This is a genomic window from Oscillatoria salina IIICB1 (assembly GCF_020144665.1).
In the GTDB taxonomy this organism is placed as follows: domain Bacteria; phylum Cyanobacteriota; class Cyanobacteriia; order Cyanobacteriales; family SIO1D9; genus IIICB1.
This window is the reverse complement of sequence record NZ_JAAHBQ010000039.1, coordinates 22,491-38,678: the sequence shown is the minus strand read 5'-3', so window position 1 is coordinate 38,678 and position 16,188 is coordinate 22,491. Positions and strand designations below refer to the sequence as shown.

Annotated in this window: 12 protein-coding genes; 5 read left to right on the top strand and 7 right to left on the bottom strand. The window is 40.4% G+C overall.

The features are described from left to right. Window positions 1–267: 267 nt before the first annotated feature. The 3 genes from G3T18_RS13170 to G3T18_RS13160 all read left to right on the top strand — a co-directional run bounded on the left by G3T18_RS13170 (window position 268) and on the right by G3T18_RS13160 (window position 3,135). The gene (locus tag G3T18_RS13170; RefSeq protein ID WP_224411021.1) at window positions 268–1,041 is read left to right on the top strand and encodes a nucleoside phosphorylase; all 774 of its coding nucleotides are present in this window, start codon (window positions 268–270) and stop codon (window positions 1,039–1,041) included. 68 nt (window positions 1,042–1,109) lie between these two features. Continuing rightward, window positions 1,110–1,757, top strand: coding sequence for a DUF2301 domain-containing membrane protein (locus tag G3T18_RS13165; protein WP_224411020.1), 648 nt, complete (start codon window positions 1,110–1,112; stop codon window positions 1,755–1,757). 565 nt (window positions 1,758–2,322) lie between these two features. After that, the gene (locus G3T18_RS13160; RefSeq protein WP_224411019.1) at window positions 2,323–3,135 is read left to right on the top strand and encodes a WecB/TagA/CpsF family glycosyltransferase; all 813 of its coding nucleotides are present in this window, start codon (window positions 2,323–2,325) and stop codon (window positions 3,133–3,135) included. A 43-nt stretch (window positions 3,136–3,178) separates the two neighbouring features. Here G3T18_RS13160 and asnB read toward each other — a convergent pair whose 3' ends face one another. The 4 genes from asnB to G3T18_RS13140 all read right to left on the bottom strand — a co-directional run bounded on the left by asnB (window position 3,179) and on the right by G3T18_RS13140 (window position 8,769). Continuing rightward, entirely contained in the window at window positions 3,179–5,080 is a 1,902-nt protein-coding gene (asnB, locus tag G3T18_RS13155; RefSeq protein WP_224411018.1) for an asparagine synthase (glutamine-hydrolyzing), read from the bottom strand. Between the two features lie 81 nt (window positions 5,081–5,161). Further along, window positions 5,162–6,181, bottom strand: a complete 1,020-nt coding sequence (locus G3T18_RS13150) for a glycosyltransferase family 2 protein (protein WP_224411017.1) — start codon at window positions 6,179–6,181, stop codon at window positions 5,162–5,164. Window positions 6,182–6,340: 159 nt separating this feature from the next. Continuing rightward, window positions 6,341–7,528: a glycosyltransferase family 2 protein gene (locus G3T18_RS13145; RefSeq protein ID WP_318013966.1), complete on the bottom strand. Its 1,188-nt coding sequence runs from the start codon at window positions 7,526–7,528 to the stop codon at window positions 6,341–6,343. Window positions 7,529–7,749: 221 nt separating this feature from the next. Further along, on the bottom strand, window positions 7,750–8,769 hold the full coding sequence (locus G3T18_RS13140; protein ID WP_224411016.1) for a glycosyltransferase family 2 protein: 1,020 nt from the start codon (window positions 8,767–8,769) through the stop codon (window positions 7,750–7,752). A gap of 378 nt (window positions 8,770–9,147) precedes the next feature. On the opposite strand from G3T18_RS13140, the gene G3T18_RS13135 reads away from it, so the two are divergent. Further along, window positions 9,148–10,155 (top strand): glycoside hydrolase family 5 protein, encoded by a 1,008-nt coding sequence (locus G3T18_RS13135; RefSeq protein WP_224411015.1) that lies wholly within the window; start codon window positions 9,148–9,150, stop codon window positions 10,153–10,155. Beyond that, window positions 10,152–11,468, top strand: coding sequence for an O-antigen ligase family protein (locus G3T18_RS13130; RefSeq protein WP_224411014.1), 1,317 nt, complete (start codon window positions 10,152–10,154; stop codon window positions 11,466–11,468). The genes G3T18_RS13135 and G3T18_RS13130 overlap by 4 nt, the downstream gene beginning before the upstream one ends. On the opposite strand, the gene G3T18_RS13125 is transcribed toward G3T18_RS13130, so the two are convergent. The 3 genes from G3T18_RS13125 to G3T18_RS13115 are packed head-to-tail and all read right to left on the bottom strand — an operon-like array spanning window position 11,465 to window position 16,046. Continuing rightward, window positions 11,465–13,186 (bottom strand): hypothetical protein, encoded by a 1,722-nt coding sequence (locus G3T18_RS13125; protein WP_224411013.1) that lies wholly within the window; start codon window positions 13,184–13,186, stop codon window positions 11,465–11,467. The two genes, G3T18_RS13130 and G3T18_RS13125, sit on opposite strands and share 4 nt — an antisense overlap. Then, window positions 13,165–14,763: a glycosyltransferase family 39 protein gene (locus G3T18_RS13120; RefSeq protein WP_224411012.1), complete on the bottom strand. Its 1,599-nt coding sequence runs from the start codon at window positions 14,761–14,763 to the stop codon at window positions 13,165–13,167. Before G3T18_RS13120 ends, G3T18_RS13125 begins: the two co-directional genes overlap by 22 nt. A gap of 14 nt (window positions 14,764–14,777) precedes the next feature. Continuing rightward, window positions 14,778–16,046 carry a lipopolysaccharide biosynthesis protein gene (locus G3T18_RS13115; protein WP_224411011.1) on the bottom strand — a complete coding sequence of 423 codons (1,269 nt, stop codon included), beginning with the start codon at window positions 16,044–16,046 and terminating at the stop codon, window positions 14,778–14,780. Window positions 16,047–16,188: the final 142 nt, after the last annotated feature.

Genomic DNA, 16,188 nt, shown 5'->3' with positions numbered 1-16,188 from the left:
CAGTTACCCAGTCCCCAGTCCCCAGTCCCCAGCCAGTGAACAGTGAACAGTGAACAGTGAACAGTTTACTCTCGAATCCCCAGTTATTCTAATTTCACCTTGCTCAATTTCTTCTCTTGATAATCCTGACTGATAACTGATAACTGATAACTGCTAACTGAAAACCCTAGTCCCCAGTCCCCAGTCCCCAGTCCCCAGTTACCCAGTCCCCAGTCCCCAGTCCCCAGTTACCCAGTTACCAGTCCCCAGTCCCCAGTTACCAGAAAAATGAAATACCACCATATCGGCTTTAGTCGAACAGACTTGGGCAGAGAACCAGTTAAAATAGCATTATTATCAGGAGAGCCAGAGCGATCGCACTACATTGCTCAAAATTATCTCCAAGATGTTAAACTGCTCTCGGAATATCGCGGACTACACAGCTATCTCGGATATTTAGCCAATGGTATACCTATTCTCGCTGCTACCAGTGGCATTGGCGCACCCTCTCTTAGCATAGTCGTCAATGAGTTAATTTCCGTGGGAATCGAGAAAATTATTCGCGTCGGAACTTGTGGCTCGATTCAACCTCACGTCTTAGTTGGTAATATTGTTATTAGTCAAGCCGCATTGTGTAGACAAGGTGCAGCAAATGAGATCGCACCTCTAGAATATCCCGCTAGTGCCGATCCTTTTATTACAGTAGCTTTAGTAGAAGCTGCGCGAGATTTAACGATTAACTATCATTTAGGTGTAACTGCTTCCGTAGATACATTTTACGAGGGACAGGAGCGAATTGCCTCTTCTGCTAACCCTCATCTTTTGCGTAAACTAAAAGGTATTACTGAAGAATACCGCAACTTAGGTGTTTTAAATTACGAGATGGAAGCCGGAACTCTGTTTAAAATGGGGGGAGTGTATAATTTTGCTGCGGGTTGTGTCTGTGGGGTTGTCGCTCAACGTACTGTGGGAGAAGATATTATTTTGGAAAATAAACACCTAGCAGTGGAGACAGCAATTAAAGTAGCATTAAGAGCAGCAGTAACTATTTTCACTGACTGAATTATCGGAATTAGGGATTGGGAATTCAAGGGTAAACTGGTAAATGCGGCTACACGATAATTGAATTTATGCTTACTTCACAAGTAGAACAAGTATATCAAGGTCAATTTGGAGAATTTCAGATTACCGATCGCGATCGCCTCGGTGTTATTATCTATCGTACCGGATTGGCGATCGCAGCAATTAGCTTTGCTCTTGGTAGTTGTTTACTTTTTTGGCAACCTACCTCTACGATTGTCTTAACTACGCTAACTTGGCTATTTGGGCTTTTTTCTCTCGGATTAGGTGTGAGTCTGTTGACCATTCATATCTATTTAATCCCACTACACCGTCTCCTGCAACTTTTTTGGGCGATCGGTACGATTAGTGCCTTTATCATAGAATTGCAATATAGTCAACCATTAGCCTTATTTGTTTACAATCATCCGGTAACTTTATTCGGGGTAGGCTTTATTTTCGCTAGCTTAACAGGTATTTATTTTAAGGAAGCTTTCTGTTTCAATCGTCTAGAAACTAAATTTCTCACACCGCTAGTACCTTTACTATTGCTCGGACATATAGTAGGAATTTTACCAGTCCAGGTAGAACAACTTTTACTCGCTAACTGGAGTATTTTGTTTCTCATTTTCGCATTGCGTAAAGTTATCCAACCTATTCCCCCAGATATCGGTGACAAATCAGTCTTTGACTATCTCAAGCAACAGCGTCAAAATTAGAGTATCATCGCCTCTGAAGTTCTATTCGGGTTAGATTAGCTCAAATATCTTGACAAATCAACCTTTTTAAGGGCAAAATCAGATATTCTCCCAGAAGAATTTTCTGGCTAGGGAAATTAAGATTTGCCCTAATTTGTCATTTATGAGCGATATTTTTCCAGGAAATTGCCAAAAGTAAATTTGCCAATGTATCTATCTGAGGTAGTAAATAATCAAGCAGAAGAATATTCATGCTGGAAAAAATAATTTAGATTATTACTAATTTCTTAATTATTGATTAAAAAAGTTGTTGTAATTTAAAATAAATTAGGGTTCCAGTTAGTCAACTCTCGGATAATTTAATTACCTTGACTCCAGGAAACTATAGTATTAAGCTGTTAGGTACTTACGCAGTTCGGTAATCTTACTGACTAGATGAAGCTAGGCTGAACTTTCTAATTTTTATTAGCTTAACTTTCGCGAGAGTAAAGTGCTGAGGCTGTGTCAAGAAAAGTAGAGAAGCAATTCTTGGTGTGAGGACGAACGAGTGGAACAAGTAAAAATACTCAATTGCGTAATAGATAATATGTCCCAAGCTACCCTCTTGGAAAAACTAAAGTTTGGGGGAGTAGTTTATTTACCTAATGTAGATCATGTAATTAATTTACAAAAAGATCGGGAATTTTATCAATCCTATCAAGCAGCTAATTACATAATTTGCGACAGTCAAATTTTAATGTATGCTGCGAAAATTTTAGGTACGCCGCTAGTAGAAAAAATTTCGGGGGCAGATTTATTTCCCGAATATTATCAGGATCATAAAGATGACCCAGAAGTAACTATTTTTTTGCTGGGTGCTAATGATGAAATCTGCATTACTGCCCAAAATAAAATCAATCAAAAAGTAGGCAGAGAGATGGTTGTAGGCTATTATTGTCCTGATTTTGGCTTTGAGAAAAGCGAAACAGAAAGTCAAAAAATTATCGATTTAATTAATCAATCAGGGGCAACAGTTTTAGCCGTAGGAGTAAGCGCCCCGAAGCGAGAAAAATGGATTTTCAAATATAAAAATCGTTTCAAAAATATCAAAACTTTCTTCGCAATTGGGGCAACAATTAACTTTGAATCAGGACATAGCAAACGAGCGCCAAAATGGATGTGTAATGTAGGCTTAGAATGGTTGCATCGTTTGTTATCTGAACCCAAGCGTTTATGGCGACGCTATTTAGTTGAGGATTTGCCTTTTTTCTGGTTACTGTTGTTGCAAAAACTCAAGCTTTATAAAGATCCTTTTGTGGGAGATAAAACTATTCAAATTGTCCCATCTCCGTCTGAATTGTATTTGGTTCCTGGAGAAAAATCAAAAGCTAAACCGGTTACTTTAGGTGGGGGAAAATAAGTTAATAACTTAGTAGAGATGTTGCCGAAAATGTCTCTACTATTTATTGTTCAGATAACCACGATTGAAAGATTAAAATACTCCATAGTTCGTAACCCCAATTTTTTTCATGAGCGAGGTGTTCTTGCCATTTTTGACGAATAGGTTGAGGGTGAAAAAATCCTTGTTCCATTAATAATTTTTCGTCGAGTAAAGATTCCGCCCAGTCGCGAAATAAGCCTCGCAACCAATTATGAATTGGGATACCAAAGCCTTTTTTTGGTCTTTCAATTAAGTCTGGTGGGACATATTGATATAAAACTTGTCGAAGTAACCATTTACTTTTTCCTTCGCGGAATTTCAGGTTTTGAGGTAGTTGCCAAGCAAACTCGACAATGCGACGATCTAATAAGGGAACGCGGGCTTCTAAACTTACGCCCATGCTAGCGCGATCTACTTTGGTAAGAATGTCGTCAGGGAGATAAGTTTTTTGGTCGAAATACATCATTTGTTGGGGAAAAGTAAGCTGATTTAGCCAGAGTTGAGAGTTGTCGAAAATTGTGGTTGGTTCGCTACTATTGATAACTATGTTGGTGGGGTTTTTCCAATAAGAAAGGCGATATTTGTAGAGGGTTTCTCGATTGGTTGTCGCGATCAGATCGGCGAGGGTATGGAGTTTGTAACCGAGGGATTTTTTCGGGATTGTGGCTGTTAAGAATTGACTGATTGATTTTCGGAGGGGGTAGGGTAGCCATCGGATCGCCTGCCAGCGATTTTGGGCTTTAAAATAGCGATCGTAGCCGTAAAATAATTCGTCGCCGCCGTCACCGGAAAGGCTGACTGTGACTTGTTTGCGGGCTAGTTGGGAGATTAAAAAAGTTGAGATTTGTGAGTCGTCGGCGAAGGGTTCGTCGTAGAGTGAGGGTAGTTGGGGGAGAATGCCGATCGCGTCTTTCGCATTCACATATAATTCGGTATGATCTGTACCGAGATGTTTGGCGACGGCTTGGGCATATTCGGCTTCGTTGTAACTATTTTCCGCAAAACCTATCGAAAAGGTCTTGACAGATTGGCTACTCATCTGCTGCATTAAAGCAACTACGGTCGAAGAGTCCACACCGCCAGAGAGAAACGCCCCCAAAGGCACATCAGCAACCATCCGCAGCTTCACGGCATCCCGCAACAAATTATCTAATTCGGCGATCGCTTCGGTATCCGAACCCGCAAAACCTTGACTCACACCAGTTTCAGCTACCCTCTTCAGATCCCAATAACAAATTGGCGAGTTCGCTGCACATTTTTGGTCAATTGTCAAGAGGGAGGCGGGAGGTAATTTGTAAACATTTTCATAAATCGAGTAAGGCGTAGGCACATAATTGTAACGCAGATAAAGAGCCAGAGCATCCCGATTAATTTTTGCTTCAAAACCGGGAAAAGTTTGGAAAGGTTTAAGTTCCGAAGCAAAAACAAAAGTAGAATTAATCCAACCGTAGTAGAGAGGCTTGATCCCGGTGCGATCGCGTCCCAAATGCAAAACTTGTTCTTGACGATCCCACAATGCAAAAGCAAACATTCCCTTAAACTTAGAGACAGCCTTAGTAACACCCCACTCAGCAAAAGCAGCCAGCATCACTTCCGTATCCGAATGACCGCAAAAATTGTGTCCTAGTTGGGTTAATTCAGCGCGTAGAGGTAGAAAATTGTAAATTTCCCCATTAAAAACGATCGCATAGCGATCGCCTGGAGACACCATCGGCTGATGTCCCAAAGGAGAAAGATCCACGATCGCCAAACGTCGATGACTCAAAGCCAAACCTGCGGAGTCATCCACCCAAACCCCGCGATCGTCCGGACCGCGAAGTCGCAGACAATCCGCCATCCGTAACGCGATCGCCCCGAAATCCTCGCGATTACAACTGTTCGCTAATTTTCCTTCTCGATCCCAAAAGCCACTAATTCCACACATAGATTTCTTGGTAATTGGTTGTTAGGGGTTGGGTACTGGTAACTGATAACTGTTCACTGTTCACTGAACCCAGTCCCCAAATCACAGCCTTTCCCGGAGAATACGACGTTTTTGACTACTAGCGGTTAACTGAGTTGCCACAGCTTCAATTTGCTGATAAAAAGATAAAGGAAAGAAATAAAGCGCAGCCGCAGCCGAGAAAGTGAGGATCGTACGCAAAGGTTCCTCAAAGCAAATCCGAGGATGAGTAGCGATCGCCTTCCACACCAAACGTAAAGCCGCATCTCCATCATGCAATCTAATTGCTTTCCGGGCTAAATAACGTAAATGATAAGCCTTAGAAAGACTTTCCCAACAAGCAATTTGTTCGGGTGCATAACTACGAACTTTTGACAAAACTTTCTCCCAACTTTCCAGTTTTTTGAGATAATTAGCACTCAACCCTTCCGAATTAATGCGATAGAGAGTCAAAGGTTCAGGAATACCTTCAATTAACCAATTAGTTTTAATCGCAATCCTGAGTAAAAATTCTGTATCGTGAGAACGAGTTAACTCTTCATCAAAATAGAAAACTTCGCTTCTACCATTTTTATCATGATAATAACCAATTTCCTCAAAAACTTCTCGCCGAAATGTCGCCGCCGAACCATTACCAACTGGATTACTGCGTAACAAAGAAAAAATATTTATCCCTCGTAATTGGGGCATCAAATAGGTTCCTAATTCGTTTCCCGCCTCATCAATTAACGCCGAACGACTGAAACTAACTCCTACTTCCGGACAACTCTCCAAATGGTCAACTTGTTTAGTTAATTTCTCAGGTAGCCAAATATCGTCCCCATCGAGAAAAGCGATATAAGTGCCTCTAGAATTACGAATTCCCGTATTCAAAGCACTAGGTAAACCTTGATTTGCTTGACGAATAATTTTGATCCGAGAGTCACAAAATTGCTGACAAATTTCTATGCTACGGTCAGGAGAACCATCGTCAATAATCAGCAATTCAAAGTTAGGATAAGTTTGTGCTAAAACAGATTTAACTGTATCAGCAATATATTGCTCAACATTGTAAACAGGAATAATGACGGAGACAAGTTTCATTGGTTGGGGACTGGGGACTGGTGACTGGGGATTGGTGACTGGGGATTGGTGACTGGGGATTGGTGATTGGGGACTGGTGACTGGGGATTGGTGACTGGGATTGGTGACTGGGGACTGTTAAGTGATAACTGATAACTGGTAACTGTTCACTGGTAACTGTTATTGTTGTTGTTCTTGGAGAATGCGACGTTTTTGACGAACTGCGGTTAATTTAGTTGCCGTAGTTTCGAGGCGATCGTATAGAGACATAGGCAGTAAAATTAGAGCATAAGCAGCAGCGAGAATGAAAAAAGTTCGGCGAGGTTCTTCAAAAATAATTTGCCAGTAAGTAGCGATCGCGCGATGACATAAATCCACTGCTGCTTTACCATCATGAAGGCGAATCGCTTTGCGAGCCAGATACCGAAACTGATAAGCTTTAGAAGGATTTTCCCAAGGAGCAATTTCTTCTGGAGCATAAGCCCGAATTTTTGACAGCACAGTTTCCCAAATTTCTAATTTTTTCAGGTAATTAGCACTTAATCCTCCAGAACTAACCCGATAAAGCGTTAAAGGTTCCGAAATCCCTTCGATTTCCCAATCTGTCTTAATCGCAATTCGCAACAAACACTCGATATCCTGGGAACAACTCAACTCTTCATCATAGTAGAGATACTCCGGGGAATTATCCCTCCGAAAGCGAATCTCTTCGAGAACTTTTCGTCGCAATACCGCCGCCGAACCGTTACCAAGGGGGTAACTGCGTAAAATAGAAGGAACGGTAATTCCCTTTAGCTGCGGCATTAAATAAGTTCCCAAAGGTTTCCCGGCTGCGTCAATCAAAGCCGAACGACTAAAACTAACGCCTACCTGGGGCGATTTTTCTAGATGTTCCAGTTGTTTAGCCAAATTTTCCGGCAACCAAAGGTCATCCCCATCGAGAAAAGCGATATACTCGCCTTTAGCATGGCGAATTCCTGTATTCAGCGCCGCAGAAACGCCTTGATTTGCTTGACGAATAATTTTAATCCGAGAATCGTCAAACTGCTGACAAATCTCCACGCTTCTGTCAGGAGAACCATCATCGACGATTAGTAACTCAAAGTGAGGATAAGTTTGAGCCAAAACAGATTGCACTGTAGCCGCAATATAGCGCTCTTTTTTGTATACAGGAATGATGACTGAGACAAGCTTCATTGGTTGGGGACTGGGGACTGGTGACTGGGGACTGGTGACTGGGGACTGGGGACTGGGGACTGGTGATTGGGGACTGGTGATTGGGGATTGGGGACTGGGGATTGGTGACTGGGGATTGGGGATTGGGGACTGGGGACTGGGTGAGTAAACTGCTAACTGTTCACTATTCACTGATAACTACTAACTGTTCACTATTCACTGATAACTGGTCACTGATAACTGGTCACTGATAACCGGTCACTGATAACTGGTCATTGATAACTGGAAACAATCTTACTCCGACGCGAATCAGTAGTAATAATTAATTCCCAATCCCCAATCCCTAATCCCCAATCCCTAATCCCTAATCCCTAATCCCCAATTCCTAATCCCTAATCCCTAATCCCCAATTCCTAATTCCTATCTTTGAGAATACGACGTTTCTGAGTTTTACCTGTTTGTTCCATGACGAAACTTTCGAGACGTTGATAGAACTTTTGCGGTAACAGCCACAAAGAATAAGCCGCAGCTAAGGTAAGGAAAGTGCGCCGTGGTTCGGCGAGTATAATTTGGGGATAAGTGGCGATCGCCTGATGAGTTAGTTTAACTGCACTGCCTCCATCGCGCAAACTTACTAATCTTCTGGCAACATAACGCAGTTGATAGGCTCTAGTTGCATTTCCCCAACGAGCAATTAACTCTGGAGCATAAATTTCGGTTTTTGCCAGCATAGTTTCTAAGTAATCTAACTGCTTATAAATATTGGTCGAAGCTCCGGAAAAGTTTACCCGGTAAAGGGTTAAGGCTTCGGGAATGCCTTCAACTTGCCAAGAGGTTTTCAGGGAAATTCGCAGCCAACATTCAATATCTTCTTGGTGGTGAAGTTGTTCGTCAAAATAACAATCTTCCCAGTTACCCTGATATTCTTTCTGGTATTTTATGTCTTCTAGGGTCTGACGGCGCACTACGGGAGCCGAACCGTTACCCACGGGATTGCGACAGAGAATATTAACCGGAGCAATGTCTTTTAACCTCGGCATTTGATAAATTCCCAAGGATTTGCCTTCCTCGTCGATAAAAGCCGAACGACTAAAGCTGACTCCCACTTGAGGATTATTCTCTAAATGCTCCACGTGATAGGCTAACTTTTCTGGTAGCCAAAGATCGTCGGCATCGAGAAAAGCGAGATATTCACCTTGAGAGTGGCGGATACCATTGTTTCTCGCCGCCGAAACGCCTCGATTTTCTTGCTGAATAATTTTAAGGCGGCGATCGCTAAATTGCTCGCAAATTTCTCTGCTGCGATCGCGCGAGCCATCAATCACCAGCAAAAGTTCAAAATTAGAGTAGGTCTGCGCCAACACCGACGTTATACTGGCAGCAATATACTTTTCTACTCCGTACACTGGAATTACAACGGAAACGAGTTTCATATCAGTCCCTCGATCGGGTCAAGCTGCTGATTGGCAAACACAATCTCAATATTTACACCCATCCCTTGACAAAAATAAAATTTCGTGCTACATAATTTCAAATTCGTGGTAGTAGGCTAGATCCTGATGGAGATTGTAAAATACAAGCGACCTCAATTTACTTTTTCATTAATAAACATCACAAGCAAATTTTTCTCTAGAAACAAGCTAACAAAACCGCCTCTAGCACAGAGAAGGAACTGGAAAACCCAAATTAGAGACGGTCGAGAAAGTCAGAAAACAACAGACTTAGTGAATCAAAAAATTCCCCATCCTCAATCCCTAACCGCCAATCCCCAAATTTAAGTAGATTTGTAAATTATACTAATTCGAGCCACAATGTCAAAAAAAATCTTCGGCATAATTTTTTTAATTTCTTGTTTATTATCAATCCTCTTTTTTGCCGACTTTAACCACCAAGTAGAAGCAAACCGAGGTACACCTTGGCTGCAAGTCACGGGTAGAGATATTCAAGATCCCCAAGGAAATAAAATAATTTTACGTGGTATTGCTTTACCAGATTTAGCTTTACATCAGTATAGAATCGAAGAAAGTCAATCAAGCAAATCACCCCTAGAACTAATTGAAGAAATGAGCGACCCTAGTCGTGGTTGGTATGCCAACGTTTTCCGTTTAATGGTTAACCCCAATCGAAGACTAGGATACAATGAAAACCCCCAAGGATACTATGAAAATTTTCTTAAACCTGCCGCCGACAAATGTTTAGAAGAAAAAGTTTATTGTATAATCGACTGGCATTATGTTAAAAACCCAGCCGAATATGCCGATGAAACCCGCAATTTTTGGCGCGATATCGCCCCCAAATTTAAAGACTATCCCAACATTATGTTTGAAGTTTTTAACGAAAACAAAACCAAAACCAGTTGGGCAGAATGGAAAGAAATTGTTCAACCTTGGGTAGACTTAATTCGCGCCGCCGCCCCCCAAAATATTATCATCGTTGGAGCGCCCCACTGGAATCAACATTTCTTCGATACCTCAGACAATCCTATTACAGGTGGAAATATCGTTTATGCACCCCATATTTATCCTGGTTTAGCCCAACAATTTTGGGACGAATGGATTTTTGATTTTGCCGACAAACTACCAATGATCGTCACAGAATGGGGTTTCAGAAACGGCGCAGATTATCCTACAAGTGGGACAATTTCTGACTTTGGTATTCCTCTCAAACGGAAAATGGATCGCTACAATATCGGTTGGACTGCTTGGGTAGCAGACTACGAATGGATGCCAGAAATGTTTGACCGCAACTGGAATCTTCTAGTTGGCGAAGAATACATGGGTGGCTTTGTTAAAGATTACTTAAAAGAAAAGAACTCATGAAACCACAAAACTTTGAAGAAAAAGTAGTTTGGTATTTATTACTCGGCACTTATATCGTTTATTATTTAGGCGCCCAACCCTTGGTAATGCCCGCCGTTGCTTGGCTTCTTTTTCTTTATCTTGTTAAAAAACTTTGGTGTCAAACTCCAGATACTCCCCCAGAATCAAGAATTACAATTCCCTTTTCTGTGTGGATCTGGGTAATCTGTTTACTGGTAATGTTTTTTGGTGTAATTATCGCCCATGTCCAGTTAGATTTAGGTGCGGGAAGACTAATTAGATCTTTAATTAAATGGAATCGAGAATGGGCGCTTTGGGCATTATTTCCCCTCATTGCTTGCCTAAAAATTCGCCCGCAATTACTTTATCGTGGCGTTTGTATTCTCTGTTTACAAAGTTTTCCCTTGATTATACTTTCCTATGTCGCCTTTTTTGCTGGTTTACCAGGAGAGTTGTATACTTCCCCAATTTCCGCATTAGGAGGAGACTCGGATTTTTATCGCGTGGTACTTTATATTTTCGACGCTGATAACAATCAAATGCGTACTACTTTATATTCGCCTTGGGCGCCAAATATGGCAATGGTAGGAATGATGTTTTTCTTCATGGTACGTCAAGAAACTAATAAGAAGTTGCGCTTTCTAGCAACAAGTATTTCTGTGCTAATAATTCTTACACCTATTTCGCGACTAGCTACGGTTAGCTTTCCTTTCATTCTCTTTGCAAGTTGGGGATTAGTTAATTTAGGTAAGCCTATTCTGCATTTCGCTAGCGCTACTTTATGTTTTCTCGGCGGTATTTTTGGTGTTCCTTTGAAAAATTTTATGGAAGTATTTATCGAACGCTTCCATAGTGTTAGGGAAAACTCATCTGATTTAAGAATAACTTTAGTGCGAATGTCTCTAGAAAGATGGTGGAAATATGCACCAATTTGGGGTCATGGCTATATTGAAAAAGAAGGACCAGCTTATACTTATGGTTTCCCAATTGGTACTTCTGGTTGTGGGAGTTGGGTGAATCTTCTCTACACTAAAGGAATAGTGGGTTGCACTGCTGTGGCTATCCCGATGCTGTATACTTTTATCGAGTTATTGAGAAAGGCACAAAAAAATGTAACTGCGAGGGTAGGTTTGAGCGTGTATTTAGTGTTTTTATGCTTTTCTTTTATCGAAGAATTGGATATTTTGGCGCACATATATTGGCCCGGAATTTTGATGCTTGGTTTGGCATTAACTGCTAAGGAAAAACCTGTTTCTCAACCGGTAAATAATCAGCATAATGGGTTATTGGCTTTACCTGCTAAAAGTAGTTAATTAGCAAGAATACATTCTGCGGACAAGACTGTATAACCTTCGCCTTGAAATACGGCGCAAGATTGGGTTAATCTAGTTAGCGCAGGCATAATTCCTTGAGCTAATCTGACTTCAATTGTCTCAGCGAGGGGAAACTGTTCGAGCCAATTTTGTTCGCTGAGGTATTGAGGTGTGGTAAAGTGATCTTCTAGGAAGTAAAAGTCTATTCCGTAGTTAGAAATTAAGTCTTTGATATCTTTTAAATCCGGACTATAGCTGGCTTCAATTAACTCGATAGTTCGTTGACGATATTGGCGATAATACCCTGTATGATAAGGTATTCCTGCTTCTCGATTTGTGAGTACGGAACGTTGGGAAAATGTAGGTATATTATTGGTTTCTAAACTTAAGGAGGCGATGAGACTGTCTTTGGGAGTTTGGGCAAAAAATTCGTATAATGTGGGTGCGTTACCAAGACGATATATCGTTTTGGGAAAGTCTTCGTTGGCGATCGCGGGAAAAATTGCTATTCCTGCAACTAAAATTAAGCTACTGAATGCTATAATTGTCTCAGCACGAATATTTGCTAGTTGGCGCTGACCGTAACGACAAACTACTCCATCGTAGAAAATTGTTAAAGCTATACCCATTACCAAGGCTAAAATAATCCGTAAGCTGTGTTGAGTGTAGCGACTTGGTAAGTGTAGTTTATACAAAGTTAAATGAGCTAGACAAAATACACCTAAAGATGCTAGTAATAATTGCGGTAATAAAACGATCTTTTGTTTGATTTGCCGCAGCATTGGTAACTGGGAGCGGTAATATAGCAATAAGCAAATTATTACCACGTCAACTACACTCAGCAAAAGTAGCAATCTACTCGCAAAAATACTGCTCCGACTAGCTAATAACCAAAATTCCCCAGGGTTGTTGAGGAAAAATTCGGCTCGTCCTCCAGGCAAAAATTCTGGTAAAATTTTAGCATCTGCGGCGGAGATTACTGGACCATATTCGGAAGTAGTTAAAGCGAAAGGTAACAAGACTATAAAAGCTATACCTAACCCAGTTAAGCAAAACCAATAATCTTGACGAGAACGAGATAAGCTTATTTTACCCAGTTGCCAGCGAAATAATCGCAGTAACAACACTCCGCAGATAATAAAGATACCTTGAGGGTAGAATAAACCCAAAAGCGCGATCGCCGCCAGCGTGGCTACTAATTTTCTTTTGAGTAAATAGTAGCAGAATGCCAGCAAAAATGGGTAAATGAAGGCTCTCGGTGTTGCGGAAACTAAATCTTCCTTCGTCCATACACTGAGGTTAAAAATCAATGCCGAGAGAAAACCTGCTGCGGGGACGGGAAAAATTTCTAAACAGATAGCGAATAAGAATCCCGTAGCGATCGCAGCTAACCCTAAAGGCAGTAACTTATTAAATAATAGCGGATCGATCCCTAATGCCGCAGCAAGTTTATATAAATTAGTATAACCCAGGGGCGCTACCGATTGAAAGTAATCGGCAATTAAGTCATCAGGAAATAACTCCGCATCAACAAAACGTAACATCCAAAAAACGTGCTGTCTTGCATCATCTTGGACAACATACTCGCTACTAAAAGCCTGCTGCCAGGCTAACAAACTATATCCTAATGCTACCACGATACTCATACTAAACCACAAACTTTGTTGTCTTTGTAGTAATTCCGAGAAAAAATCCTTTACTGTTGTTCTAATTTCCACAGTTGTATCTCCGTATCGCGAAGAGATTCTAATTGGTACTCTTTTTCCAGTATTTGTTGGAGACTCTCAGAAGGATTTAAAACAAATATGTTGCGAAAATTTTCGTCAATTGGGTAGTAATTTGCTTCGACAAATAACTGTAAATGCACTTGGTCATTTAGTAAATTACTGAGAGACAAAATGCGAGCTAAATCAGCATCACTAACTACTAAAGAATTAGTAGCTTGGTTAATTATCGGTGCTACTTGCACAAGTTCGCTAGCTTCGCCTTTACTCCACCAAACCTCTGCTTGAGAACTAATTATACAAGAAAATATCCCCAAAGAAATCAAAGCGAGAAACACACCTCGCCCGAATTTTTGCTCATTTACTTTTTGGGAACTCATTTTGCTCGCTAAAAAGTAAACTACTGCTAAGTGAATACCCAGATAAAAAGGAATTATATACCTCGCTGTCGCTGAAAATAGCCTCCCAGAAACTAAACCAAAGACTACTAATAAATCTCGTCCGACTAAAATAGCTGTGGTACAAATAATTAACGTTAAAACGAATAGCCACACTTCTCGAGAACTGTTACGAACCAGAAAATAACAAGCATATATAACCAGAATTGTCAAGAAAAATATTAACGGAATAATCGAAATTGCTTCGCTTAAATTAGTGCTAGAGTCGAAGCCAAAATCAGCGAAAAGACGGCTTAAGTTACCTAACCATCTTTTCAAAAAAGTAAACAATGTTGGTTGCGCTTCCGTCCAACCTTTTACTTGGCGATCGAGATGAGATAAGCTAGTAAAAGCTACTACAATCCAAGGGAGAAAAGCGATTATACTCGCTAAAGTTGTTAAGAAATAAGCCAGCAAGGTTTTACTGAAATGAAAACCTTCTCTGAGAATTACATAAATTCCTTGTGCGAAAGCAACTAAACTAAAAAATAGATGTGAGTAAAAACCCACAGTTAAGGTTACAGCATAAGTCAACCAACTTAGTTTATTTTTGTGCTGCATGGCTTGTAAAAGTGCGGCACTAGAAAGTAAAATTGTTACCGTCCATAAACTATATTGTCTTGCTTCTTGAGCATACAAAACGTGGAGTGGAGAAACAGCTATTAGCGCTACACCTAACCAACTTGCGAAATAAGAATCAAACAACGAGTAGCACAACCAAAACATCGCCGGAAAGACAAATAAACTAATCGCGGCTGCGGCACTTCTGAGGGTAGCAATAGAAGTACCAAACCATTCTCCCCATAGCCGCGCAAACAAATAATAAATTGGTGGATGTTCGGGATAATTTACTAAAGAATTGTTGAGAAAGTCGAGGGTATTTGTCTGGGAATCTATTCGCTGCAATTCATGTAATTCTTGGACGGTAATCACCTCACCACCGAACAATTTTTCTTGAATTTCTCCTCGGTTGTCGTAGTCAGTAATTCTATCTAAAGTAATCCACTCATCAATCCAAGGAATTTTGCGGTCAATATTGACAAAACGAAACCAAATTCCCCAGAGTAAAACGACAAAAATAAACAAATGGAAACCACTTAATTTAAATTTTTCCTGCCAAAAGCTAATTTTCATAAATACGAACTCAACTATATTTTACTAGCTTTAAAAGCATAACGAGTTGCCCAAACAGTAAATCCAGGTATTGCTACCAAATGCACCACTAAAACTGTAACTGCTACTCCCATTGATTGCCATTGTACGCCCACTAGCAAACTAAGAGTAAAAATCACCGTAAAAATTATATTCCAACGCAAGTCTAAATCGGGTCTACCTAAAGCGACGAGTAGCTGGGAAGCTGCATCACCAAAGGGACGTGGAATTGCCGACAAACAAATTATCATTAAAATAGGTATGGCTTCAATCCATTTTTCGCCAAAGACAATGGGAACATAAAAAGGTGCTAGGTTAGATTGTAACAAGACTACGGGAATAATAATTAAAGCAATGATTTTAATGCTTTTATAATATTGTTTCTGTAATTCATGCCAATCAGTTCGCAACGAACATAAATGAGGTAAAATTGCGGACTTGATTGCACTGATAATGCTTAAGCTAATCCCCAAACCTGCATTAAAAGCAAAGTAATAAATCCCTAACTGGCTAATTCCCAGAAAACGACCAATCAACAAATAATCTAAGTTTTTGCGTAAGGTGTCTAACAACTCTACACCGAGAATACTACGCCCAAAATCAAAGATTTCCTTCCAGCGATGGATGTTAAACTTTCTCCTAGGTCGCCAAGGTTGATAAATAAGGTAAATATAAAGCCATAAAGGAGCAACTAATATTTGTGGTAAAACTATTGCCCAAATGCCCATTCCAAGGTAAGCTAAAATTAAAGATAAAATATTGCCTGTTGAAATTCCGACTGTATGTGCTAGCGCCCGAATTTGTAAGCGATTTTCTCGTCTAATCAAACAAGAATTGATATTCGAGAAGGGAATCATTAAATAAGTTAAGCCTAAGGCGCAAATTGGGAGAATCAAATTATTATCGCCGTAAAACCAAGCCACCGGAAAAGCTGCTAAACATTGAATGACAAACAAAGCTGAAAAAACCACCCAGTTAAGCCAATAAGCAGCATCGCACAATTCAGGTAATTCTTCTGCGTCAGCTTGAATTAATTTAGCAGCAATTCCGTTGCGGCTAAAAACTTGGACAAATTCATGGGTAGCTAAGACAATAGCAGCTAAACCGTAGTCGTATTTGGAGAGAAAACGTGCTAAAACAAAAGTAGTAAGTAGTCGAGAAATGCGAATAATTATTTCTGAAGCACCCAACCAACTGAGATTGCGAATAAACTGATTAGCTAAGGATTGCTTTAGCTTATCTTGAAACTTTTTGAGATATTTCATCTGCTCACACCAGTAGGGCTACAAAAGTTGAGGATACTTTTGTGGTTTTAACAATTATGCTATACTTTTTGGGCAGAATTACTAAATTTTAGTTAAAAAGGCGGTTAGGTGTGCGACCGTAAGATAAAAATAGTCTTCAGGA

Coding starts and splice junctions, on each gene's coding strand:
- G3T18_RS13170 (WP_224411021.1), top strand. CDS start 268: ATGAAATACCACCATATCGGCTTTAGTCGAACAGACTTGGGCAGAGAA.
- G3T18_RS13165 (WP_224411020.1), top strand. CDS start 1,110: ATGCTTACTTCACAAGTAGAACAAGTATATCAAGGTCAATTTGGAGAA.
- G3T18_RS13160 (WP_224411019.1), top strand. CDS start 2,323: ATGTCCCAAGCTACCCTCTTGGAAAAACTAAAGTTTGGGGGAGTAGTT.
- asnB (WP_224411018.1), bottom strand. CDS start 5,080: ATGTGTGGAATTAGTGGCTTTTGGGATCGAGAAGGAAAATTAGCGAAC.
- G3T18_RS13150 (WP_224411017.1), bottom strand. CDS start 6,181: ATGAAACTTGTCTCCGTCATTATTCCTGTTTACAATGTTGAGCAATAT.
- G3T18_RS13140 (WP_224411016.1), bottom strand. CDS start 8,769: ATGAAACTCGTTTCCGTTGTAATTCCAGTGTACGGAGTAGAAAAGTAT.
- G3T18_RS13135 (WP_224411015.1), top strand. CDS start 9,148: ATGTCAAAAAAAATCTTCGGCATAATTTTTTTAATTTCTTGTTTATTA.
- G3T18_RS13130 (WP_224411014.1), top strand. CDS start 10,152: ATGAAACCACAAAACTTTGAAGAAAAAGTAGTTTGGTATTTATTACTC.
- G3T18_RS13120 (WP_224411012.1), bottom strand. CDS start 14,763: ATGAAAATTAGCTTTTGGCAGGAAAAATTTAAATTAAGTGGTTTCCAT.
- G3T18_RS13115 (WP_224411011.1), bottom strand. CDS start 16,046: ATGAAATATCTCAAAAAGTTTCAAGATAAGCTAAAGCAATCCTTAGCT.